Annotated in this window: 22 protein-coding genes; 11 read left to right on the forward strand and 11 right to left on the reverse strand. The window is 60.8% G+C overall.

The window, feature by feature from the left end; translation table 11 throughout:
- Window positions 1–74 precede the first annotated feature (74 nt).
- The 7 genes from cobU (at window position 75) to HX869_RS16160 (ending at window position 5,362) form a co-directional block, all read left to right on the forward strand.
- Window positions 75–596 carry a bifunctional adenosylcobinamide kinase/adenosylcobinamide-phosphate guanylyltransferase gene (cobU, locus tag HX869_RS16130; RefSeq protein WP_178903332.1) on the forward strand — a complete coding sequence of 174 codons (522 nt, stop codon included), beginning with the start codon at window positions 75–77 and terminating at the stop codon, window positions 594–596.
- Window positions 593–1,648 carry a nicotinate-nucleotide--dimethylbenzimidazole phosphoribosyltransferase gene (gene cobT / locus HX869_RS16135; RefSeq protein WP_178903333.1) on the forward strand — a complete coding sequence of 352 codons (1,056 nt, stop codon included), beginning with the start codon at window positions 593–595 and terminating at the stop codon, window positions 1,646–1,648. The genes cobU and cobT overlap by 4 nt, the downstream gene beginning before the upstream one ends.
- Complete coding sequence (cobC, locus tag HX869_RS16140) at window positions 1,645–2,220, forward strand: alpha-ribazole phosphatase family protein (protein ID WP_178903334.1); 576 nt, start codon at window positions 1,645–1,647, stop codon at window positions 2,218–2,220. The genes cobT and cobC overlap by 4 nt, the downstream gene beginning before the upstream one ends.
- A gap of 2 nt (window positions 2,221–2,222) precedes the next feature.
- Window positions 2,223–2,951, forward strand: a complete 729-nt coding sequence (locus tag HX869_RS16145) for an adenosylcobinamide-GDP ribazoletransferase (protein WP_003214923.1) — start codon at window positions 2,223–2,225, stop codon at window positions 2,949–2,951.
- Between the two features lie 42 nt (window positions 2,952–2,993).
- Window positions 2,994–3,398 carry a MarR family winged helix-turn-helix transcriptional regulator gene (locus tag HX869_RS16150; protein ID WP_178903335.1) on the forward strand — a complete coding sequence of 135 codons (405 nt, stop codon included), beginning with the start codon at window positions 2,994–2,996 and terminating at the stop codon, window positions 3,396–3,398.
- 62 nt (window positions 3,399–3,460) lie between these two features.
- The gene (locus HX869_RS16155; protein WP_178903347.1) at window positions 3,461–4,660 is read left to right on the forward strand and encodes an MFS transporter; all 1,200 of its coding nucleotides are present in this window, start codon (window positions 3,461–3,463) and stop codon (window positions 4,658–4,660) included.
- A 150-nt stretch (window positions 4,661–4,810) separates the two neighbouring features.
- Complete coding sequence (locus HX869_RS16160) at window positions 4,811–5,362, forward strand: glutathione peroxidase (protein ID WP_008432697.1); 552 nt, start codon at window positions 4,811–4,813, stop codon at window positions 5,360–5,362.
- A 65-nt stretch (window positions 5,363–5,427) separates the two neighbouring features.
- Here the strand turns inward: HX869_RS16160 and HX869_RS16165 are convergent, their stop codons facing one another.
- The 3 genes from HX869_RS16165 to HX869_RS16175 all read right to left on the reverse strand — a co-directional run bounded on the left by HX869_RS16165 (window position 5,428) and on the right by HX869_RS16175 (window position 7,836).
- Entirely contained in the window at window positions 5,428–6,717 is a 1,290-nt protein-coding gene (locus HX869_RS16165; RefSeq protein ID WP_177067724.1) for an OmpP1/FadL family transporter, read from the reverse strand.
- 146 nt (window positions 6,718–6,863) lie between these two features.
- Window positions 6,864–7,346: a hypothetical protein gene (locus HX869_RS16170; RefSeq protein ID WP_178903336.1), complete on the reverse strand. Its 483-nt coding sequence runs from the start codon at window positions 7,344–7,346 to the stop codon at window positions 6,864–6,866.
- A gap of 265 nt (window positions 7,347–7,611) precedes the next feature.
- Window positions 7,612–7,836, reverse strand: coding sequence for a hypothetical protein (locus HX869_RS16175; protein ID WP_003214941.1), 225 nt, complete (start codon window positions 7,834–7,836; stop codon window positions 7,612–7,614).
- Between the two features lie 846 nt (window positions 7,837–8,682).
- On the opposite strand from HX869_RS16175, the gene HX869_RS16180 reads away from it, so the two are divergent.
- Together HX869_RS16180 and rmuC are read left to right on the forward strand one after the other, a co-directional pair.
- Entirely contained in the window at window positions 8,683–9,006 is a 324-nt protein-coding gene (locus HX869_RS16180) for a sel1 repeat family protein (RefSeq protein ID WP_023659092.1), read from the forward strand.
- A 175-nt stretch (window positions 9,007–9,181) separates the two neighbouring features.
- Complete coding sequence (gene rmuC, locus HX869_RS16185) at window positions 9,182–10,546, forward strand: DNA recombination protein RmuC (protein ID WP_173406092.1); 1,365 nt, start codon at window positions 9,182–9,184, stop codon at window positions 10,544–10,546.
- 102 nt (window positions 10,547–10,648) lie between these two features.
- Here rmuC and HX869_RS16190 read toward each other — a convergent pair whose 3' ends face one another.
- On the reverse strand, window positions 10,649–14,119 hold the full coding sequence (locus HX869_RS16190) for a PAS domain-containing hybrid sensor histidine kinase/response regulator (RefSeq protein WP_003214948.1): 3,471 nt from the start codon (window positions 14,117–14,119) through the stop codon (window positions 10,649–10,651).
- 120 nt (window positions 14,120–14,239) lie between these two features.
- Window positions 14,240–14,986, reverse strand: a complete 747-nt coding sequence (locus tag HX869_RS16195) for a 3-oxoacyl-ACP reductase family protein (protein WP_003214950.1) — start codon at window positions 14,984–14,986, stop codon at window positions 14,240–14,242.
- 114 nt (window positions 14,987–15,100) lie between these two features.
- Here HX869_RS16195 and HX869_RS16200 point away from each other — a divergent pair, with 114 nt between their 5' ends.
- Window positions 15,101–16,024, forward strand: a complete 924-nt coding sequence (locus HX869_RS16200; protein WP_008432691.1) for a LysR family transcriptional regulator — start codon at window positions 15,101–15,103, stop codon at window positions 16,022–16,024.
- A 118-nt stretch (window positions 16,025–16,142) separates the two neighbouring features.
- Here the strand turns inward: HX869_RS16200 and HX869_RS16205 are convergent, their stop codons facing one another.
- From HX869_RS16205 to HX869_RS16215, 3 genes are all read right to left on the reverse strand, one after another.
- Window positions 16,143–16,871 carry an aspartate/glutamate racemase family protein gene (locus HX869_RS16205; RefSeq protein ID WP_003214954.1) on the reverse strand — a complete coding sequence of 243 codons (729 nt, stop codon included), beginning with the start codon at window positions 16,869–16,871 and terminating at the stop codon, window positions 16,143–16,145.
- A 13-nt stretch (window positions 16,872–16,884) separates the two neighbouring features.
- Window positions 16,885–18,414 (reverse strand): NCS1 family nucleobase:cation symporter-1, encoded by a 1,530-nt coding sequence (locus HX869_RS16210; protein WP_178903337.1) that lies wholly within the window; start codon window positions 18,412–18,414, stop codon window positions 16,885–16,887.
- Between the two features lie 352 nt (window positions 18,415–18,766).
- Window positions 18,767–19,501, reverse strand: a complete 735-nt coding sequence (locus HX869_RS16215; protein WP_003214958.1) for a phosphoadenylyl-sulfate reductase — start codon at window positions 19,499–19,501, stop codon at window positions 18,767–18,769.
- Between the two features lie 152 nt (window positions 19,502–19,653).
- On the opposite strand from HX869_RS16215, the gene thrH reads away from it, so the two are divergent.
- Entirely contained in the window at window positions 19,654–20,271 is a 618-nt protein-coding gene (gene thrH / locus HX869_RS16220) for a bifunctional phosphoserine phosphatase/homoserine phosphotransferase ThrH (protein ID WP_102368354.1), read from the forward strand.
- 115 nt (window positions 20,272–20,386) lie between these two features.
- Here the strand turns inward: thrH and HX869_RS16225 are convergent, their stop codons facing one another.
- From HX869_RS16225 to pabB, 3 genes are all read right to left on the reverse strand, one after another.
- Complete coding sequence (locus tag HX869_RS16225) at window positions 20,387–20,743, reverse strand: type II toxin-antitoxin system HigA family antitoxin (protein WP_178903338.1); 357 nt, start codon at window positions 20,741–20,743, stop codon at window positions 20,387–20,389.
- Window positions 20,743–21,045, reverse strand: a complete 303-nt coding sequence (locus tag HX869_RS16230) for a type II toxin-antitoxin system HigB family toxin (protein ID WP_003214964.1) — start codon at window positions 21,043–21,045, stop codon at window positions 20,743–20,745. Before HX869_RS16230 ends, HX869_RS16225 begins: the two co-directional genes overlap by 1 nt.
- 228 nt (window positions 21,046–21,273) lie before the next feature.
- Window positions 21,274–22,614: an aminodeoxychorismate synthase component I gene (gene pabB / locus HX869_RS16235; protein ID WP_178903339.1), complete on the reverse strand. Its 1,341-nt coding sequence runs from the start codon at window positions 22,612–22,614 to the stop codon at window positions 21,274–21,276.

Consider the following 22,614-nt stretch of genomic DNA (forward strand, 5'->3'; position numbering starts at 1 on the left):
TGTAAGAGCGGAACCAATAGATGCCGTTACCGAAATAACGGATATACACACCGTCAAAAACAGAGGCACAACCCATGCTCCAGTTGATCCTCGGCGGCGCCCGCTCCGGCAAAAGCCGCCTGGCTGAAAAACTCGCCACCGACAGCGGCCTAAGCGTCACCTACATAGCGACCAGCCAACCCCTGGACGGCGAAATGACCGCACGCGTCGCCCACCACCGCGAACGCCGCCCATCCGAATGGGGCCTGATCGAAGAGCCCATCGAACTGGCCCGTGTTCTCAAGGAAAGCGCCACCCCGAACCATTGCCTGCTGATCGACTGCCTGACCTTATGGCTCACCAACCTGCTGATGCTCGAAGACCCCGACCGTCTCAACCACGAGCGCGAGGCCTTGCTCCAAACCCTGGCCACCCTCCCAGGAGAAATCATTTTTGTCAGCAACGAGACCGGAATGGGTGTCGTCCCGCTGGGCGAATTGACTCGCCGCTATGTCGATGAAGCCGGTTGGCTGCATCAAGCCTTGGCCGAACGTTGTCAGCGCGTTGTCCTGACCGTCGCCGGCCTGCCCCTGACTTTGAAAGGTACTGCGTTATGACCGACACCTGGTGGCTCAACCCCTGCAAAACGATCGACACCCAAGCCCACGAACAAGCCCTGGCCCGCCAGCAGCAACTGACCAAGCCCGCCGGCTCCCTCGGCCGGCTGGAAGCCGTGGCCGTCCAACTGGCCGGCCTCCAGGGCCAGGTCAAACCCAGCGTCGACCACCTGTGGATCGCGATCTTTGCCGGCGACCACGGCGTCGTCGCCGAAGGTGTCTCCGCCTTCCCCCAGGAAGTCACTGGCCAGATGCTTCACAACTTCGTCACCGGTGGCGCCGCCATCAGCGTGCTTGCGCGCCAACTCGACGCCAAGCTGGAAGTGGTCGACCTCGGCACCATCACCCCGAAGTTGAACCTACCGGGCGTCCGCCACCTGAATATCGGTCTCGGTACCGCCAACTTCGTCAACGGCCCGGCAATGACCGAAGCCCAGGGCCAACTTGCCCTGCAAGCCGGCCGCGACAGCGTGCACCGCGCTATCACCAGCGGTGCGCAACTGTTTATCGGTGGCGAAATGGGCATCGGCAACACCACCGCCGCCAGTGCCCTGGCCTGCGCGCTGCTGGATTGCCAGGTCAGCGACCTGACCGGCCCCGGCACCGGCCTGAACGCCCAGGGTGTCAGCCATAAGGTCGCCGTCATCGAGCGCGCCCTTGCGCTGCACGCCAGCGACCGCGACGACGCACTGAAAACCCTGTTCAACCTCGGCGGCTTTGAGATTGCCGCACTGGTCGGTGCCTATCTGGCCTGTGCCCAAGAAGGTGTCGTGGTGCTGGTGGACGGTTTTATCTGCACCGTCGCCGCCTTGGTCGCGACGCGCCTGAACCCCGGCTGTCGTGAATGGCTGCTGTTCGGCCACCGCGGTGCCGAGCCCGGCCATCGTCACGTGCTGCAAAGCCTCAACGCCGAGCCTTTGCTGGAACTCGGGCTGCGCCTGGGTGAAGGCAGTGGCGCCGCGCTCGCTGTGCCGTTGCTGCGCCTGGCCTGCGCGCTGCACGGGCAGATGGCGACCTTCGCCGAAGCAGCCGTAGCGGATCGCCCGGCATGACTTTGCGCCTGGACCTGCTGCGCCACGGCGAAACCGAACTGGGCGACGGCTTGCGCGGCAGCCTGGACGATGCGCTCACGGCCAAGGGCTGGGAGCAGATGCGTGAGGCGGTGGTGGCGCAGGGCCCATGGGAGCGTCTGGTCAGTTCGCCGCTGCAACGTTGTGCGCGGTTTGCCGAGGAGTTGGGCACGCGCCTGAACCTGCCGGTCACCCTCGAAAAGGATCTGCAGGAACTGCACTTCGGCGCCTGGGAAGGGCAGAGCGCTGCAGCCTTGATGGAAACCGACGCCGACGCGCTGGGCCTGTTCTGGGCTGATCCCTACAGTTTCACGCCGCCGCAGGGCGAGCCGGTTTCACAGTTTTCCGCGCGTGTTTTGGGGGCTGTCGGCCGCTTGTATCAAGCCTATGCCGGCCAGCGAGTGCTGCTGATCAGCCATGGTGGAGTCATGCGTTTGCTGCTGGCCCAGGCGCGTGGCCTGCCGCGTGAGCAACTGTTGAATGTCGAAGTCGGCCATGGTGGCCTGTTCAGCCTGCAGGTCGAGGCGAATGGCGTATTAAGGGAAGGACGCTGAGCATGTTGCCGTTCTGGATCGCCTTGCAGTTTCTCAGCAGCCTGCCGATTCGCTTGCCGGGCATGCCGCAGCCCCAGGAACTGGGGCGTTCGTTGCTGTTTTATCCGGTGGTGGGGCTGCTGTTCGGGCTACTGCTGTGGGGCTTGAACGCCGTGTTGATGGGCGCGCCATTGCTGCTGCACGCCGCGCTGCTGTTGACCGCGTGGGTGTTGCTCAGTGGCGGCCTGCACCTGGACGGCCTGGCCGACAGCGCCGACGCCTGGCTCGGTGGCTTCGGTGACCGCGAGCGCACCCTGACCATCATGAAAGACCCGCGCAGCGGCCCGATCGCGGTGGTCACCCTGGGCCTGGTGTTGCTGCTCAAATTCACCGCGCTGGTGGCATTGATCGAGCAGCACAACGGCGCCGCGCTGATCCTCGCACCGTTGATTGGCCGCGCTTCGATGCTGGCGCTGTTTCTCACCACGCGCTATGTGCGCGCCGGTGGTCTGGGGCAGGCCCTGGCGGATCATTTGCCACGGATCGTCGGCCAACAGGTGCTGATCCTCAGTGGTCTGGCGTGTATCTTGATCGGCGGTTTCAGTGGCGGGATTGCCGTGCTGGTGGCTGCCCTTTGTTTTATCGGCTTGCGCCAATTGATGGTCAATCGCCTCGGCGGCACCACCGGCGACACCGCCGGCGCGCTGTTGGAGCTGCTGGAAGTGGCGGTGTTGATCAGTCTGGTGCTGTAACACTTTCTTGCATTTCATTAATCCCGGGTATATACACGCTCCATGCTTGCCTCCCAATGTTTATGCACAAACCTGCGTCGCGCCGCTCGTGGCGTCAGCAGGCATTACGACGGCGCTCTCGACGGCTTCGGGATCAACGTTGCCCAGTATTCTTTGCTGTGTAATCTGCAGCGCCTCGATCAACCGAGCATTTCCAGCCTGGCCGACGCCATGGGCCTGGATCGCAGCACACTGGGGCGCAACCTGCGGGTGCTGGAAGGCGAGGGCTTGGTGCAGTTGGTGGAGGGCGATGACTTGCGCAACCGCCTGGTCTTGCTGACCGAGGCGGGTATCGAACGGCTCGCCGTCGCATTGCCGGCCTGGGAAGCGGCGCAGCAGAAATTGATTGATAAGTTGGGCGCCGAAAAGCGCGAAACCCTGTTGGCCTTGCTGGATGAACTCGCTTGACGCGAGTTTGTTCGATGATAAGCGGGTATATACCCGCGAACGGAGAATAAGAAATGACCTCGATGTGGCGCACCAGCGGCTGGATTCTTGTGGGGAGTGCGCTGATCCTCGCGTTGTCCCTCGGCGTGCGACATGGCTTCGGCCTGTTCCTGGCGCCCATGAGTGCCGAATTCGGCTGGGGCCGTGAAACCTTTGCCTTTGCCATCGCCCTGCAAAACCTGATCTGGGGCCTGGCACAGCCGTTTACCGGCGCCCTGGCCGACCGCTTCGGCGCCGCCAAGGTGGTGATGATCGGTGGCGTGCTCTATGCGCTGGGCCTGGTGTTCATGGGCTTGTCGGATTCAGCGTGGTCGTTGTCCCTGAGTGCCGGGTTGCTGATCGGCATTGGCCTGTCGGGTACTTCGTTCTCGGTGATCCTCGGGGTGGTGGGGCGTGCCGTGGCGCCGGAAAAACGCAGCATGGCCATGGGTATCGCCAGCGCCGCCGGCTCGTTCGGCCAGTTCGCCATGTTGCCGGGCACCCTCGGTTTGATCGGCTGGCTTGGCTGGTCCGCCGCGTTGCTGGTGCTGGGCCTGATGGTGGCGCTGATCGTGCCGTTGGTGACCATGCTCAAGGACCGACCGTTGCCTGCGGTGGCTGGCCAGCAGACCTTGCGCGAAGCCTTGGGTGAGGCCTGCTCCCATTCAGGGTTCTGGCTGCTGGCGTTAGGCTTTTTTGTCTGCGGTTTCCAGGTGGTCTTTATCGGCGTGCACTTGCCGTCGTACCTGGTGGACCAGCACTTGCCGGCCTCGGTGGGGACGACGGTGCTGGCATTGATCGGCCTGTTCAATATCTTTGGCACCTATACCGCCGGATGGCTCGGCGGGCGCATGTCCAAACCCCGTTTGTTGACCGGTTTGTACCTGCTGCGGGCGGTGGTGATCGTGATCTTCCTGTGGGCGCCGGTGACGCAGACCAGCGCCTACCTGTTCGGCATGGCGATGGGCTTCCTGTGGCTGTCCACGGTGCCACTGACCAACGGCACGGTCGCGACCTTGTTTGGTGTCAGAAACCTTTCCATGCTCGGTGGGATCGTATTCCTGTTCCATCAACTGGGCTCGTTCCTCGGCGGCTGGTTGGGCGGGGTGGTCTATGATCGAACCGGCAGCTACGATTTGATCTGGCAGGTGGCAATCGTCCTGAGCCTGGTGGCAGCGGCGCTGAACTGGCCGGTGCGCGAGCGCCCGGTGGCACGTTTGCAGGCGCAAATGGGGGTGGCATGAATTCGGCCTGGCATTGGCTCGGCGCAGCAGGAGCAGGACTCTTGCTGCTGCTGGCGTGGTGGGGCTGGCAACAGGGCGGCCTGGCATTGATGCAGTTGGGCATGGCGATCTGTTAAGTTCTGTGTCTGAGACTTTTCAAGGACACCTCACATGCAGATGCGCTGGTTCGCAGTACCCGCTCTGATGGTGGCTTTTGGCGGTGTCGCCATGGCTGCCGATTGCCCGCCGTTGCTTGAAGGCCAGTTGCCCAAGCTGCGCGCCAAGGAATCCATCGACCTGTGCCAGCGCTTTGCCGGCAAGCCGCTGCTGATCGTCAACACCGCCAGCTTCTGCGGGTTTGCGCCGCAGTTCAAAGGGCTTGAAGCGTTGTACCAGCGCTACAAGGGCCAGGGGCTGGAAGTGATTGGCGTGCCGTCCGATGACTTCAAGCAGGAAGCCAAGACCGGGGAGGAAACTGCCAAGGTTTGTTACGTTAATTACGGCGTGACCTTCACCATGACCGAACCACAGAAGGTCAAGGGCCCGGACGCGGTGCATCTGTTCAAGATCCTGGCGCAGCAGAGCAGTGCGCCGAAGTGGAATTTCTACAAGTACGTGGTGGACCGCCAGGGCAAGGTGATCGCCAACTTCTCCAGCCTGACCAAGCCGGATAGTCCGGACCTGGTCAAGGCGGTGGAAGACGCGTTGGCCTCCAAACCCTGATCACCGCCCACTAAAAAGCCCCGCCTCTTTTGCAAGAGTGCGGGGCTTTTTTATGTCGCTTTACATCAGAACTTGTACGTCACACCCAGGCCGAAACCGTTGGCGCTGTTTTCGTACTTGGCATTGTAGGACTGGCCCAGTGCGTTAGCGCGTGCAACTTTGACAGGTTCTTCCTTGAGGTAGGAGTAAGCCAGGTCGACGGTCATGTTCGGCATGACGTCGTAGCCCAGGCCGAGACTGAAGATCGTCCGGTCACCGGTAGGGATGCGAGGCGAGCGATCAGTGTTGTTGGTCGGAGACTGGTCGAACGTCAGGCCGGTACGCAGTACCACCTGCTTGGTCACGCGGTACGAAGTACCCAGGGCGTAGGCCCAGGTGTCGTGCCAGTTCTGGTCTTCCTTGATGGTGCCGACAATTTGCGGAGCCAGAGCGCCACTGCCTGCAGCGGCCGATACGCCTTCGTTATTGACGGTGATGTCTTTCAGGCGGCTCCAGCGAGTCCATGTTGCGCCCGCATAGAGTTTCCAGGCGTCGCTCAGGTCTTGAGTAACAGACAGATCCCAGGATTCAGGGGTGTCGATCTTCAACGAAGCGTCGTAACGACCGTTGTTCAAGAGACTGGCGGGAACGTTGGCCCCCTTGGTCACTTCGGTATGGCCTTCGAGCTTGTACTTCACTTTCGAGTGATAGGTCAGACCCACTCGAGTGGTGTCAGTGGCTTGTACCAGCAGGCCGGCATTGAAGCCGAGTGCGGTGTCATCACCCTTGATCTTGACGTTGTTGGAGCCGGTCCCGGCGATTGGCAGGTTGATATCGGACTCAAGCGTACCGGCGATACGGTTGATAGTCGGACCAAAACCAATCGACACCCGGTCGTTGAAGGCATAGCTGACGGTTGGCTGGAAGGTGATGACCTTCACTTCGCTCTTACTGCCGAATGCTTTGCCCTGGAAGCCGCTTTCGTAGTCAGTCACCAGGCCAAAGGGTGCATAGACGCCGAAACCGACAGCCCATTGCTCATTGAGTTTATTGGTGTAGAAACCGAAAGGAACGGCAGTGAAAGGGACCATGTCGCCTTTATTGCTACCGCTGGAGCGACCACTGACATCTTTGATGTTGGTGGAAGCATCAATCGCTGCAACACCACCTGTAACTTGCTGGCCTTCAAGGCGAGCCATACCGGCAGGGTTGCCATAAACAGTGCTTGCGTTATCGGCAGATGAAGAACGTCCCGCAAAACCGGTACCCATCCCGGCAACGTCTTGTTCGTTGAGGGCGAAGCCGCTCGCGAACACGTGGGAGGATGCCATTGCAACGGCGAGGCTAAGTGTCGTCTTGAGCATTACTTTTTTCATTATTAGAACTCCGTGGTGATCACCGCTGCGGAAAGTAACAATAAATTTATGTTTGCGCTATAGGCTCAAACACAGGAGATAGAGCGGTTTTGTAGGACAATCCGACCAAAATCAACGTTTTTAGCCGAATCTTGCAAATCGCCCGGTCAACAGGCGACGTGATTCATGGGTGAAACACAGGTTTGCCAGGCCTGGGTGAAATTCCGGAGCCGGCCTTGAGGGTGAAATATTTCTTTCCAGATACGCGCCATCGCCAATACGTCGTCGGCCGGTGGCAGGTTTGGGCGGTGTTGTTCCACCAGCAGCCAGGCGATGGCGGTGGCGTAACGCAGGTTGACCGTCAGCTCAAGCTGCGGCCCGCTGAGGAAGGCATGCTGGCTGGCGAGTCCGCGTACCAGGCTGGCGCGCTCGGGGTCCAGCGCCAGGTAGTTATCCCACAGCGCGCGATGGCGCGGCTCGGTGATGCTGTAGAGGCCATGGCCGCGGCGGTCGTGCAGGGCTGAGCCGAGCGCCGACTGGCTGGCGGCGATGCCCAGCAGCAGGGATTCAGCCGTCTGGTTATGGCGACCCAGGTAAAGCAGGGTGGGCCGGATCACATAACGACACAATTCGCTGGCGGCGATGCCCATAAATGCCTCAATCCATGAAATTAATCGGCGATACCTGAGCGAGGGCTTGGCAGCGGTGAATCGGATCTCAGGTCCGCCGGAAGCGGATCATGCCGCTTGAGTTGAAGTGTAGTGTCATATTTACGATGTAAAGGACTGTTTTTAAAATATTTTCATCATTTAGTTATAGCGTTTATATCAATTTAAACTTAGCGCGCCTGAATTTCAGGCAATAAAAAACCCCGGGTTTTAACCGGGGTTTTTGTGTTTCAGCGATTCGGGTCGATCAGGCAACCAGTGCCTGGCGAGTACGATCGATCACGGCCTGCAGCGGTTCTGCGCTGGAGTATTGATCGGGGTACAGGCGTTCGCTGTGACGAGCGATGCCGTGTTCGTTGACCAGGGTAAAGCTGAAGCAGCCTTTGCGAGCGGCCATGATCAGGCAGTTCATTGGTGCAAAAGCGTTGGTGAGGGTGCGAATGGCATCCTGAGTGTGGATTTGAGTGGACATATTATTGGTGTTCCTACAAATGACACGGTTAAGAACCGTGCAACGTTAAAACGTTCCAGTGACGTTGATCACCATTGATCGAACGAAGAACCCGACTGGAACAAAGCAGCCAGTTTGAAGCGCTATTAAGTTGGCGCGCTTGGGCTGGCAGGTAGGTACTTAGGAGGGCAGGCAACACAACAGGGGCAAAGGTTCTGGGCCCGGGGTGAAGATCCTGATCAATTTGCAGGTTGGTTCTTTCAGAGTATGGAAACTTCGCGACACCCTTTGCATTGTTCAAAGGCCGTGTCGTCGCAAGTGATACCTGGAAACCATCGAGGTGGTCGATCCCTTTTTGTCGGCGGTGCCGTGAGGGAGTTGTTCGACCAGAATTGACTTTCAGCTTGGTACTAACGCCGCGGATAGTAACGGATTGAAACGATGAAAGGAAGTGTGATAGGCAAAAAACTTTTCGGGTCCTGGGCCTGCGGTAACATTCCTTAGCCGCTGCCTGAGCAAAAAACGCGGTTGATATAACCGGCGAGTGGGTAGTTGTGCACATTGGTGGCGCCCTGTGTAACTGAACTGACATACGCCCCGCAAAGCGCCCGGGTGCCTGCAACTAAAATTTAAGTCAATGAAAAATCGAGCTTTTTTTTATTGGTGAAAAAATCGTCAGTTTGACTGCGGCCCCCGTTCCATGGGCCTTTGCGGGACTTACAGAACGGTTGTCCACTGAGTTATCCACAGCTTCTGTGGATTGTCCCAAGCGCTTGCTCTAGAACGGGCGTGCAGGCTTTTTTCAGCTTTACCTGTACGAAAAAAAGAGTAGAGTGGCGCGCCTTCCGTTCTGTCCCACAGTGCTTTATGAAGTTTCGCTCAGTATCACCTTCTGTTACCGACAGCCCTCAGGTTGTTACCGCACCCAAGCGTTTTTCCCTGAAAGTTGCCTTGTGGTTGCTCGACAGCCCGCGCCTGGGCCACAGCCCCAACGTCAAGCACTTCGCCGGGCATTTGCTCAAGCAACCCGCTCGTGCTGGCGTAGTAGTGGCGCAAAGCCGTCTGGGCCAGTTGATGTGCCGCGAGTGCGGCAATGCCCGCGACCGCCGTATCGGCCACGAACTGCTGCGCCAGGCCGCCCGCGCCGGTGACCGCATCGCCCAGCGTGAACTGGGCCAGATCGAAGACTGAGCTGTCCTCAATGCGCTGGCTTGGTTAACCTTCTTCTTTTCGGGTGACGGCAGGAATCGCTATGGCTTTTGACTGGACCAGTGTTGTGCTGGGTCTCGCCGCTGCTGGGTTGCCGCTGTTGGGGCTGTGCTGGCAGATTCAGCGCCGACTGAGCGCGCGAATGGCCGGCTGGGAATTGCTCGAAGAGCGCCTGGCCACCGCACAACTGGCCCAGGAAGGGCTCGCCGCGCAGTTGGACGCCAGCCGTGACGAAATCAGCGACCTGAGCCAGGCCAACGCTGCCAAACAGGCTGATCTGGCCGCCGTGCGCCGGGAAGTCGAACTGCTGCAGATCGACCGTGACAACGCCCGCGACGCCGCCCACGCCTGGAACCTCGACCGTTCCGCCAAGGAAACCGAACTACGCCGCCTGGATGCCTTGTCCGCGTCCCTGCGCGCCGAACTTCGCGAGCAACAGGAAAGCCATCAGCAACGCCTCAGCGACCTGCAAGGTTCCCGTGATGAGCTGCGGGCGCAGTTCGCTGAACTCGCCGGGAAGATCTTCGACGAGCGCGAGCAACGCTTCGCCGAAACCAGCCAACAGCGCCTCGGCCAATTGCTCGACCCGCTCAAGGAGCGCATCCAGTCGTTCGAAAAGCGCGTCGAAGAAAGCTACCAGAGCGAAGCCCGCGAGCGGTTTTCCCTGGCCAAGGAGCTGGAGCGCCTGCAACAGCTGAACCTGCGCCTGTCCGATGAAGCCACCAACCTGACCCGCGCCCTCAAGGGCCAGAAAACCCAGGGCAACTGGGGCGAGCTGATCCTGGAGCGGGTGCTGGAACATGCCGGTCTGGAAAAGGGCCGCGAGTACCAGACCCAGGTCAACCTCAAAGGCCCGGACGGCGAACGCTTCCAGCCCGACGTGTTGATCATGCTGCCGGGGGACAAGCAGGTAGTGGTGGACTCCAAGGTCAGCCTGACCGCCTATCAACAGTACGTCGCCGAGGACGACCAGGCGATCGGCCAGGCAGCCCTCAAGCAGCACGTACTGTCCTTGCGCAACCACGTCAAAGGCCTGGCCGGCAAGGACTACAAACGTCTGGAAGGCCTGCACAGCCTGGATTTCGTGCTGCTGTTCGTGCCCATTGAAGCCGCATTTTCGGCGGCGCTTCAAGCCGAGCCGAACCTGTTCCAGGAAGCCTTCGACCGCAACATCGTGATCGTCAGCCCGACCACGCTGTTGGCCACCTTGCGGGTGATCGACAGCCTGTGGAAACAGGAACGGCAAAGCCAGAACGCCCGGGAAATTGCCGAGCGCGCCGGTTGGCTGTACGACAAGTTCGTGCTGTTTATCCAGGACCTGGACGAGGTAGGCAACCGCCTGCAGCAGCTGGATAAAGCCTACAGTGCAGCGCGCAACAAGCTGACCGACGGACGCGGAAACCTGGTGAGCCGTACCGAGCAACTGAAGCTGCTCGGCGCCCGCGCCAGCAAAAGCCTGCCGGCCGACCTGCTGGAACGGGCGATGACCGATGAAGACGGCGTGGCGCAGTTGCCAGAATAGTCACCGGTCTCTGTGGGAGCTGGCTTGCCTGCGATGCAGACACCTCGTTCCTCCAGATACACCGAGGCGATGCCATCGCAGGCAAGCCAGCTCCCACATGGGCTAAAGCGGCAGGTGCCGGCTCAACAAGGCCCGCAACGCCGCCGGCTTCACCGGCTTGGCCAGGTAATCCAACCCTGCCGCATGCACCTGGGCCACCATCTCCGGCCGCCCGTCGGCACTGATCACCACACCCGGAATCGGCTCTGCCAGTTGTGCCCGCAGCCAGCCCATCAACTCGGTGCCGGTCTCGCCGTGGTCGAGGTGGTAATCCACCAGGGCCAGTTGCGGCCGCACACCCTCGGCCAGCAACGCGGCACATTGCGCCTGGTCGCGGGCGGTCCAGACTTCACAGCCCCAGCGCGTGAGCAAACTGCGCATGCCGATCAGGATGCTTTCTTCATTATCCACGCACAGCACCTGCGCACCGCTCAACGGCTGGCCGCTTTCCTGCGCCGGCTTGGCAGGCGCGCTGACCTGAGTGCGCGCCAACGGCACACGCACGCTGAACACGCTGCCTTTGCCCGGCCATGAACGCACGCTCAAGCGGTGCCCGAGCACGCGGCACAGGCCATCGGCAATCGCCAGGCCCAGTCCCAGGCCTTTCTCGGCACGGGTCTGGTGACTGTCCAGGCGTTTGAATTCCTCGAAGATGACTTTTTGCTTGTCCTGGGGAATCCCGGGACCACGGTCCCATACTTCCAGGCACAACTCGCCGCGACGGCGCCGCACACCCAATAGCACCGGCCCGTCGGCATACCGGAACGCGTTGGTGAGGAAATTCTGCAACACCCGCCGCAGCAATTTGATGTCGCTGTCCACCCGCAAACGACTGCCCCGCAGGCGGAAGCGCAAACCCTGCTCCTGAGCCAGCGCCTTGAACTCGGCGCCCAGCGTATCGAACAGTTCATTGAGCACGAAGGGCTGGCGCTGCGGATTGATCTTGCCATTTTCCAGGCGCGAAATATCCAGCAGGTCGCTGATCAGGTCTTCCGCCGAACGCAACGAGCTGTCCAGATGCTGCACCAACTGCCGGGCATCCGGCGACATGCCGTCGTTCTGGTGGGAGAGGGCGGCAGAGAACAGCCTTGCGGCGTTCAACGGTTGCATCAAGTCGTGACTGACCGCTGCGAGGAACCGGGTTTTCGACTGGCTGGCGGTCTCGGCCACGCCCTTGGCATCGGTCAGCGCGACGTTGAGTTGCGACAGTTCGTGGGTTCGCTCGGTCACCCGCTGTTCCAGGCCTTCATTGGCCTCGGTCAACGCCTGCTCGGCTTCGCGGAACGCGGTGATGTCGGTGAAGCTCATCACAAACCCGCCACCCGGCATCGGGTTGCCGATCAGCTCGATCACCCGGCCATTGGGAAACAGCCGCTCGGAGGTATGCGCACGGCCCTGGCGCATCCAGTGCAGGCGGCGCGCCACGTGCACTTCGGCCTCGCCCGGGCCGCACAGCCCGCGCTCGGCGTTGTAGCGAATGATGTCGGCTATCGGCCGGCCCACACTGATCAGGCCTTCGGGGTAATTGAACAGCTCCAGGTACCGCCGGTTCCACGCCACCAGCCGCAGGGACTGGTCGACCACGCTGATGCCCTGGGTGATGTTTTCGATGGCGCCTTGCAGCAATGCCCGGTTGAACTGCAGCACTTCCGACGCCTCGTCGGCGATGCGTACTACGTCCTCCAACTGCATTTCCCTGCCTTCAATGGCGGCTTTCACCACTGCGCGGGTCGATGAAGCCCCGAGCACACCGGCCAACAGGCGTTCGGTGTGGGCAATCCAGTCATTGTCAGCGTTCTGGTTGGGGTTAAACCCTTTGCCTTGGCGATAGGCGAAGCGCACAAAACTCTGGTGAGCCCGTTCTTCACCGACAAACCGCGCTGCGAGACTGAGCAAGTCGTTGATCTGCACCGAAAGCATCGAGCGAGCGCTGGCCCGCTGGCTGATTTCCTGGCCGATAAAACGCCCGGCCTGCCAATGTTCCGACACGCGCGTGCGGGACAGCATTGAGACCCACACAAACAGTGTGAAGTTACCCGCCAGGGAAAATACGGTGCCCAGCGTCAGAGAAGTTACAGACAAGCCCAGCGGGTGCGAATGCAGCCACGTCATGCCCGGGAAAAGGCTGAACGACCAGCCCAGACTTTTCGCGGTGACCGGCAGGACCAAGGTGTAGAACCACAGGAACGTACCCGCCGCCAATCCGGCAAACACGCCGCGCCGGTTGGCCTGTTTCCAGTACAGCGCACCCAGCATCGCCGGTGCCAGCTGGGTCACGGCGGCGAACGCAATCTGGCCAATGGTTGCAAGGCTGGCGGAGGACCCCAGCAGCCGGTAACTGACGTAAGCCAGCAGCAGGATGATGACAATGCTCACCCGGCGTACCGACAGCATCCAGTGACGGAACACTTCGAACGGCCGCTCGGCACTGGAACGGCGCAGCAGCCAAGGCAGCAGCATGTCGTTGGAGACCATGGTCGACAGGGCGATGCTCGCGACGATCACCATGCCCGTAGCCGCCGAGGCGCCGCCGATAAACGCCAGCACGGCGAGCGCCGGATGGGCTTCGGCCAACGGCAGGCTGATCACGTAGGAATCCGGCAATACCGAACCCGGCAGCAGCATCTTCCCGCCGAGGGCAATCGGGATCACAAACAGGGCGGCCAGGATCAGATAGGCCGGGAACACCCACTTGGCCAGCCGCAGGTCCTGGGGGTCGATATTTTCCACCACGGTGACATGGAACTGCCGGGGCAGGCAGATGATCGCCATCATCGCGACGCCGGTCTGCACCACCATCGAGGGCCAGTTGACGGTCTCTTTCCAGTATTCCTCCAGCCGTGGCGCGAGCATCGCCTGGCTGAACAAATCGTCGAAACCGTCGTACAGGCCGTAGGTCACAAACGCACCGACGGCGAGAAACGCGAACAGCTTGACCAACGATTCAAAGGCAATCGCCAGCACCATGCCGCGGTGGTGTTCCGTGGCGTCCAGGTTGCGGGTACCGAACACAATGGTGAACAACGCCAATACCAGCGACACGATCAGCGCCGTGTCCTGGGAGCGGGTGCCGGTAGTGTCGGCGCTGGCGCCGATCAGCAGGTTCACCCCCAGCACGATGCCTTTGAGTTGCAAGGCTATATAAGGCAGGACGCCCACCAGGCAGATCAGCGCCACCACCACCGCCAGGGATTGGGATTTGCCGTAACGGGCGGCGATAAAGTCGGCGATGGAGGTGATGTTTTCCTGCTTGCTGATCAGCACCATCTTCTGCAGGACCCACGGCGCGAGCACCAACAGCAGCACCGGTCCCAGGTAGATCGGTAAAAACGCCCACAACTGTTCGGCTGCCTGGCCTACAGCACCAAAGAATGTCCAACTGGTGCAATACACCGCCAGCGACAGGCTGTACACCCAGGCACGCATCCGCGGCGGCAGCGGCGCATGGCGACGGTCACCGTAAAAGGCGATGGCAAACATAATGGCCATATAGGCCAGGGCAACGGCGGCGATCAGCCCGCTGGACAGCGTCATGAGAACTCCAGACATAAGAACGCCCGGGCATTCCCGGCCCGGGCGAACAGTCTCGCATGATGCTTGGCGTTAGTCAGTGTCGACCAAGGTCGGAGCGTGGTGTGATGTCGCAGCGTTGGTTCAGGCGCCGAAACCGCCGTCGATGGTCAGGCTGGCGCCGGTGATGTAGCCGGCCTCAGGGCCTGCCAGATAGGCGACGAAACTGGCGATCTCTTCTACATGGCCATAACGGCCCACGGCCATGAAGCCGATCAGGCTTTCGGCGAAATCACCGCTTGCCGGGTTCATGTCGGTGTCCACCGGGCCTGGCTGCACGTTATTGATGGTGATGCCCCGTGGGCCCAGGTCGCGGGCCAGGCCTTTGGTCAGGCCGACCAGCGCCGATTTGCTCATGGCGTACGGGCCGCCACCGGCAAACGGCATGCGATCGGCATTGGTGCTGCCGATGTTGATGATGCGGCCACCTTCGCCCATGTGCCGCGCGGCTTCCTGGGTGGCGACAAATACGCTGCGTACGTTGATGGCGAGGGTGCGGTCGAAGTCTTCCAGCTTGAAATCTTCCAGCGGGCCGACGGCCAGCACGCCTGCGTTGTTGACCAGGATATCCAGGCGCCCGAAGGCTTCGACGGTGGCGTTGACGGCGCTGCGGATGGCGGCTGCGTCCGCGCTGTCAGCGTGGATCGCCAGGGCTTTGCCGCCTTCGCTGATCACGCTGTTCTGCAATGCTTCGGCCTTGGCGGCCGAGCTGACATAGGTGAACGCGACGGCAGCGCCCTGTGCGGCCAGGCGCTTGACGATGGCGGCGCCGATACCGCGAGAACCGCCCTGGATCAAGGCGACTTTGCCGCTGAGGTTCTGTGTGGTCATGTCGATCTCCAAAAGGTGTGTTGAGGTTGGAGTCGAGTATCGACCTCACCCGGCGCGCCCGGTAGACCGTGATTGCTATAGTCTGTGTAAACCAAAAGTTTAGAGTGGGGCGATATGGAAAGCTTTGGCAGTATCGAATGCTTCGTGCGCAGCGCCGAAGGCGGCAGTTTTGCCGAAGCTGCCCGGCACCTGAGCCTGACCCCGGCGGCCGTGGGCAAAAGTGTGGCCAAGCTGGAGGCGCGCCTGGGTGTAAGGCTGTTCCAGCGCAGTACCCGGCGCCTGACGCTGACTGAGGCCGGCAAGCTCTTCCTCGAAGAAGTCAGCGGCAGCCTCACCACCATTCAAAACGCCGTGGCTAACCTGGCCAGTGCCGAAGGGCGGCCAGTGGGCACGCTGAAAGTGAGCATGGGCACGGTGTTCGGCAACCGTTATGTGGTGCCGTTGCTGGGGGAGTTTCTAAAGCGCTTTCCTGATATCAACCCCGACTGGCATTTTGATAACCGCCAGGTGGACCTGATCGGCCAGGGCTTCGATGCCGCGATCGGCGGTGGTTTTGAGCTGCCCCAGGGCGTGGTCGCGCGCAAGCTGGCGCCGGCGCACCGGATCCTGCTGGCCTCACCGGAATACCTCGCCAAACGCAAGCCGGTGGTCGTGCCCGAGGACTTGTCTGTGTGCAACGGCATCCTGATCCGCTCACCGCAAACCGGCCGCGTGCGTTCGTGGCAACTCACCCACCGCACGCGCGAACAACGCCCGCTGGTGCTCAAGCCGCGCATGACCATGAGCGACTCGGGCGCTGCCTGCTGCGCCAGTGCCCAGGGCCTGGGGATTGCGCTGGTCAGCATGCCGATGGCGGTGCCGTATCTGGACAGCGGCCAACTGGTGCGAGTGCTGCCCGACTGGTACGTCGACGACGGCAACATCTCGCTGTACTACGCCGAACACAAGCTGCTGCCCGGCAAGACCCGGGCGTTTGTGGATTTCATCCTGGAGCAGTTTGTCGAACGCGAGTTGGGGCGGCGGTTCAGCGCCATTTGATCCTTGTGGGGATCAAAGTGTGGGAGCGGGCTTGCTCGCGAAGGCGGTGTGACAGTCACCACATGCATCGACTGATCCACCGCTTTCGCGAGCAAGCCCGCTCCCACATTCTGGATCTTCAGTGTCCGAACTTTCCGGGCCAGCCGATCACTTTCTTCGGCCTCGGCGTCGCATACGTGCGGATCTTCGAGGTCGACAGCCCCAACCGCACCAAGCCTTCGGCAATCGTGACAGCCGAGGTCACACCGTCCACCACCGGCACACCCGTGCGGTAGCGAATCTGCTCATCCAGCCCGGCCATGCCGCCGCAGCCCAGGCAGATCACTTCGGCCTTGTCTTCGCTGATCGCCAATTCAGCCTGGCGCACGATGGCCTCCATGGCCCGCAGCGGGTCTTCCTCCAGTTCCAATACCGCCATGCCGCTGGCCCGTACCGACGCGCACCGCTGATATAAGCCGGCCAGTTTCAGCCGGTCCTCGATCAGCGGCACGGTGCGGTCCAGGGTGGTCACCACCGAATAGGCATGCCCGAGGAACATCGCGGTGCTGGCGGCCGCTTCGGTGATGTCCACCACCGGCACGTTGAGCAACTCCTGCAAGCCTTCGCGGCCATGTTCGCCGTAGCCGGCCTGGATTACCGCATCGAACGGCTGGTCGTAAGCCATCACCCGGTCCATCACCGCGATGGCCGCCAGGTAGCTTTCGAAATTGCCTTCCACCGATTCGGCACCGAAAAACGGAGTCAGGCCGACGATCTCGGTGCCGGGGGACGCCACCGCCCGTGCCTGTTTGGCGATGGCCTCGGTGATGGACTCGGTGGTGTTGACGTTGACCACAAGGATGCGCATGGAATGTCCTTACTTAATGACTGATATTATCGACTGCAATGCTTTCGCCGCTCACATCGGCGTAGTACGGCTGGCGCTTGGCGAACAGCAGGTACAGCAGCCCTGCAATACCGGCGCCAATCAGCCAGGAGAAGGGCGAGACGAGGGCGAAACCGGGCAGCAGGGCCAGGAGAATGGCGATCACCGCGGCAGGAATGAAGGCCGCCACGGCGCGCAAATTGATCCCGCGGCTGTAGTAATAAGCGCCATTCGGGTCTTCGCTATACAGCTGCGGCACGTCCACCTGGCTTTTGCGGATCAACCAGTAGTCGACCATGATCACCCCGTACAACGGCCCCAGCAGTGCGCCCAGCCCCGAGAGGAAATACACGATCACCAGCGGGCTGTTGTAGAGGTTCCACGGCAGGATCAACACCGCCACGGTGGCGCTGATCAGCCCGGCGCGGCGGAAGTTCAGGTACTTGGGCGCCAGGTTGCTCAGCACAAAGGCCGGCGCGACGAAGTTGGCCATGATATTCACCGCCACGGTCACAATCAGGAACGCCAGGCAGCCCAGCACCAGGAAGAACGTATTCGGAATCGCCGCAATGATTTCCGTGGGGCTCTCGATCACCCGGCCATTGAGGTGGAACTGCCCGCCGCACAGCAGCACGGTGATGGCCGCGAACACCAGGATATTCACCGGCAGGCCCCAGAAATTGCCGACCTTGATGGTCTTGCGGCACGGCGAGGAGCGGGCGAAGTCGCAGAAATTCAGGATCAGCGTGCCGTAGATCGCCAGCCACAGCGCGCCGCCGGCAAAGATATTGCGCCACATCTCACCACCGGTCAGCGGCTCGCGGATCGACCAGGCGATCTGGCCGCCGGCCTGGAAATACATCCAGCCGGCCAGGGACGCTACTGTCAGCAGAATCACCGGCCCGGCGAAGGCTTCATAGCGGCGCACCATCTCCATCCCATAGGCGAGGATGGCGAGCTGCACAAACCAGATCGCCACAAAACACGCCCAGCCCAGGGTGGACAGGCCGAGGATCGAGTTGTGGTCGTAGTCGGCAAAACCTGGATGAACCGCTGTCAATAGCACGCGGAAAACCACCGAGGCCAGGTAGGTCTGTATCCCGAACCAGGCAATCGCGATCACCGCACGAATCAGTGCAGGAATCTGCGCACCATGGATGCCAAAACTGATGCGGCTGATCACTGGAAACGGTACGCCGGTCTTCTGCCCCATATAGCCCGACAGGTTCATGAAGAAGTACACCAGCGCCGCGCCGATCCCCAGGGACAGCAGAATCTGCCAGCCACCCAGGCCCAGCGCATACAGGCCGATGGCGAAGGAGTAGTTGGCGATGTTGTGCACATCGTTGGTCCACAAGGCAAAGATGCTGTAGCGGCCCCAGCGCCGGCCTTCGGCCTTGGTAGGCGCCAGGTCCTTGTTGTGCAGGCGCGGGCTGAGGACCAACGGGCCGGGGCTCGTGGCCTCGGGGTTCAGGGTGGAGGAGGGCAGATCCAGTGCGATGTTATTGGAGAGACTTGTACGCATTCCGGCAGGCTCCTGGACATCAGCAGGAGAGCGGCTGATGTCAAAGTGTATGTATCTTTTTTATTAATTGTATACAAAGTGTGTTTTGCCTTAAGCCACATGCGTGCCAGATTTTCGCCGGGTGAAATACACGGCGATTTGGTTTTTAGCGTGATTGGAAATAACCGGCTGAATTTGAAGCGATATAAATTGACCGTTTGAACAGCTATTTATTTTGTAGCGCAGAGATGCGCGGGGATTTTAGAAGAGGTGTGACGAGGGAGGATGTAACTTTTCGGTGCAGGATTTTATAAGTGCACACAAAAATGGCACCGATGGTGACATTTCTGTGTACAGGATTCTGGCTCAGGCGTTACGCCTTGCTGATGATGTTCCCGGCGTGCAACCCGCATTCTTTCTGGGTTGCTTCTTCCCACCACCAACGGCCTTCGCGTTCGTGCTGGTTCGGCAGTACCGGACGGGTGCACGGCTCACAGCCGATGCTGATAAAACCGCGCTCGTGCAGGCTGTTGTACGGCAACTCCAGCATGCGGATGTAACCCCATACTTCCTCACTGGTCATCTGCGCCAGCGGGTTGAACTTGTACAGGGTGCGTTCCGGGGTGGAAAAAGCCGTATCGATTTCCAGCGCGGCCACCTGGCTGCGGGTGCCGGGGCTCTGGTCGCGGCGCTGGCCGGTGGCCCAGGCGCTTACACCGGACAGCTTGCGGCGCAGCGGTTCGATCTTGCGCACGCCACAGCACTCGCCATGGCCGTCCTTGTAGAAACTGAACAGGCCCTTTTCCTTGACGAAGGGTTCCAGCTTGCTCTGGTCCGGCGAGATCAGTTCGATGTCGATCTTGTAGAACTCACGCACCTGCTCGATAAACCGGTAGGTCTCCGGGTGCAGGCGACCGGTGTCGAGGCTGAACACCTTGACGTTCTTGTTCAGCTTCCAGGCCATGTCTACCAGCACCACGTCCTCGGCACCGCTGAAAGAGATCCACAGGTCGTCGCCAAACTGGCTGAAGGCCAGCTTGAGAATGTCCTGGGCGGATTTGTTGGCGTAAGTCGCGGCGAGTTCAGCGACGTCGAAGGCTTGGTTCATCAGGACGGTTCCTACAGGTCAGTGGCGCTGAGCGCTCTATAGGGGGGCGATGGTAACAAAATCCCGCCTGCGTTGCGGCGGCCAGCGTGAATCGCTAGAGTTCGGCAGTCCTTTTGCTCGCTCAACTCAATAACTTTAAATGGGAGTGTCTTGTGGAAATTGCCTGTCTCGACCTGGAAGGGGTGCTGGTTCCGGAAATCTGGATCGCCTTCGCCGAAAAAACCGGTATTGAATCCTTGCGGGCCACCACCCGGGACATCCCCGACTACGACGTGCTGATGAAACAGCGCCTGCGCATTCTTGATGAGCATGGGCTGAAGCTCTCCGACATCCAGGAAGTGATCGCCACCCTCAAGCCGCTGGACGGCGCCATCGAGTTCGTCAATTGGCTGCGCGAGCGCTTCCAGGTGGTGATCCTGTCTGACACCTTCTATGAGTTCTCCCAGCCGCTGATGCGCCAACTGGGTTTCCCGACCTTGCTGTGCCACCGGTTGATCACCGACGAGAGTGACCGGGTGGTGAGCTACCAGCTGCGTCAGAAAGATCCCAAGCGTCAGTCGGTGCTGGCCTTCAAGACCCTGTACTACCGGGTGATTGCCGCCGGTGATTCCTACAACGACACCACCATGCTGGGTGAGGCCGACCGTGGGATTCTGTTCCACGCGCCGGAGAACGTGATTCGCGAGTTCCCGCAGTTCCCGGCGGTGCATACGTTTGAGGATTTGAAGAAAGAGTTCATCAAGGCGTCGAATCGGCAGTTGAGCCTGTAAGTTATTTGGCGTGGCTGACGCCTCATCGCAGGCAAGCCAGCTCCCACATGTTGACCGCGCTCCCATGTGGGAGCCGGGCTTGCCCGCGATGGGGCCGGTATGGCCACTGCACAGCCTAGACCCCTGCCAGCAAACTCTCATAAGGAATGCGCAAGCCTTCATGCAGGCGTTTGATCATCGACAAGCTCAGCTTGCGCTTATGATTCAACACTTCGGAAACCCGCCCGCTCGGACCTATGAAAGGCTCCAGGTCACGGGCGGTCAGGCCTAGTTGCTCCATTCGAAATTTAATCGCTTCTACGGGATCCGAAGGCGGCATTGGGAAATGCTCCGCTTCGTGCTTTTCGATAAGTATCGCGAGAATTTCCAGCTCGTCACCCTCGGGCGAGCCGATTTCCGCTTCCCATAGCTGTTCGACGCGCGCGAGCGCAGCGGTCAGGTCTTCCTGGGAATGAATGGGTTTGATGTTCATCACACGGTCTCCGCATTGATCTGATCGTACTGCGCGTGGGTCCCCACAAAGCGTATGAACGCAAGCTGTCGCTGATAATTGATCGCCATGATCACTCGATACTTGTTGCCGCCTATGTTGAACACAACCCTGCCCCCTTTGAGAATGCTCGCTGTCCTTAGCTCTGCCTTGAGGGCCTGAGGGGTTGGGTAAACAGCTTTTTCCATATGGCGATACAGCTCGACCAGCGGCGTTTTGGCATCCATGCAACCAGGGTGGTTTTCCCAGAATATTCGTAGGGCAGACAGAGCGATTATCCGCATCGCTGCGACCTCCCAATTTGGGAGATAATAGGTGCGGTTGAGGGCAGATGCAATCTCGGAAATCTTTCCTGACAAGTAGGCAGTCGTTTCATGTGATCCTTCACAGACGGCTGGTGGACGGTTGAAACCGGACGCTATCCTCCGGCTTCGACCCCGTCTACTTCGGTACTGATTCAGGTCTTTTCTGCTGCGTGGCTCTACGTCAGCGAGCCAGGAAGGGGCTGGGTGCTACAGGCTTTCCAAGGTTTGTAACAACACCCGCACCTTGGTCATCGACTCCTGATACTCCGCCTGCCACTCCGAGTCCGCGACAATCCCGCCGCCGCCCCAGCAGCACACCTGACCATCCTTGACCAACAGGCTGCGAATGGCGATGGAGCTGTCCATCTCGCCGCGCACGTCCAGATACACCAGCGAACCGCAATACAACCCGCGCCGGGTCGGCTCCAGCTCGTCGATGATCTGCATCGCGCGAATCTTCGGTGCGCCGGTGATGGAGCCGCCGGGGAAGCTGCCGGCGATCAGGTCGAGGGCGTCTTTATCGTCCGCCAGCTCACCGGTGACGCTGCTCACCAGATGATGCACGTTGGGATAGCTTTCCAGGCTGAACAACTCCGGCACTTTCACCGAGCCGGTACGGCAGGTGCGGCCCAGGTCGTTGCGCAGCAGGTCGACGATCATCAGGTTTTCGGCACGATCCTTGGGGCTGGCCAGCAATTCAGCGGCGTTGGCTGCATCTTCCTCAGGCGTCGCACCCCTTGGCCGGGTGCCCTTGATCGGGCGGGTTTCCACCTGGCGCTGGCTGATTTTGACGAAGCGCTCCGGCGATAAACTCAATACCGCGCCATCATCCGGCAAGCTTTGGAACCCGGAAAACGGTGTTGGGCAGGCTTCGCGCAAGGCGCAGTAGGCCACCCACGGATCGCCACTGCACGGAGCACGGAAACGTTGGGCAAAGTTGACCTGGTAGCAGTCACCGGCCTGGATGTAGTCCTGGATACGGGCGAGGGCGTGCTGGTAGGTGTCGGCTGTCACGTCCGGGGCCATTGGGCCTTGCAGCTTGAAGGTGGCCGATGCGCTGATGGTCGGCTGACCGAACAAGGTAATCAGGCGTTGCCGTTCGCTTTCCGCCAGTTTGGGGTGGAACACCAGTTGGCTGGTCTGCGCCTGGTGATCGCTGATCAAGGCCCAGGCGTACAGGCCGAAGCGTGCATCCGGCAGGTGCAGGTCGTCCACCGCCAGGTGCGGCAGGTGCTCAAGATGACGACCGAAGTCGTAGCTCAGGTAGCCGATGAGGCCGCCGGCAAACGGCAGTTCGTAGGGCGCGGGGATCGTGGCTTCACCCAGCAACGTCAGGTTTTCCCGCAGGCGCTGTAGGAAATCACTGCCGCTTTCGTCGGGCAGTACCGCCAGGGTCGTCTCGGGCCAGGCGCTCAGCAGGTCATAACGGCCGCGCTCGGCCGCCGGTCGGCCACTGTCCAGCAGCACCGCGCCGGGCGCATGGCGGATTGCTGCAAAGTATTCGGCAGGGTTGGCCTGGTAGGGCAGCGGGTGTACGGAGCAGGTCAC

Origin of the sequence: Pseudomonas sp. P7779 (genome assembly GCF_013386315.1) — a bacterium.
GTDB lineage: Bacteria > Pseudomonadota > Gammaproteobacteria > Pseudomonadales > Pseudomonadaceae > Aquipseudomonas.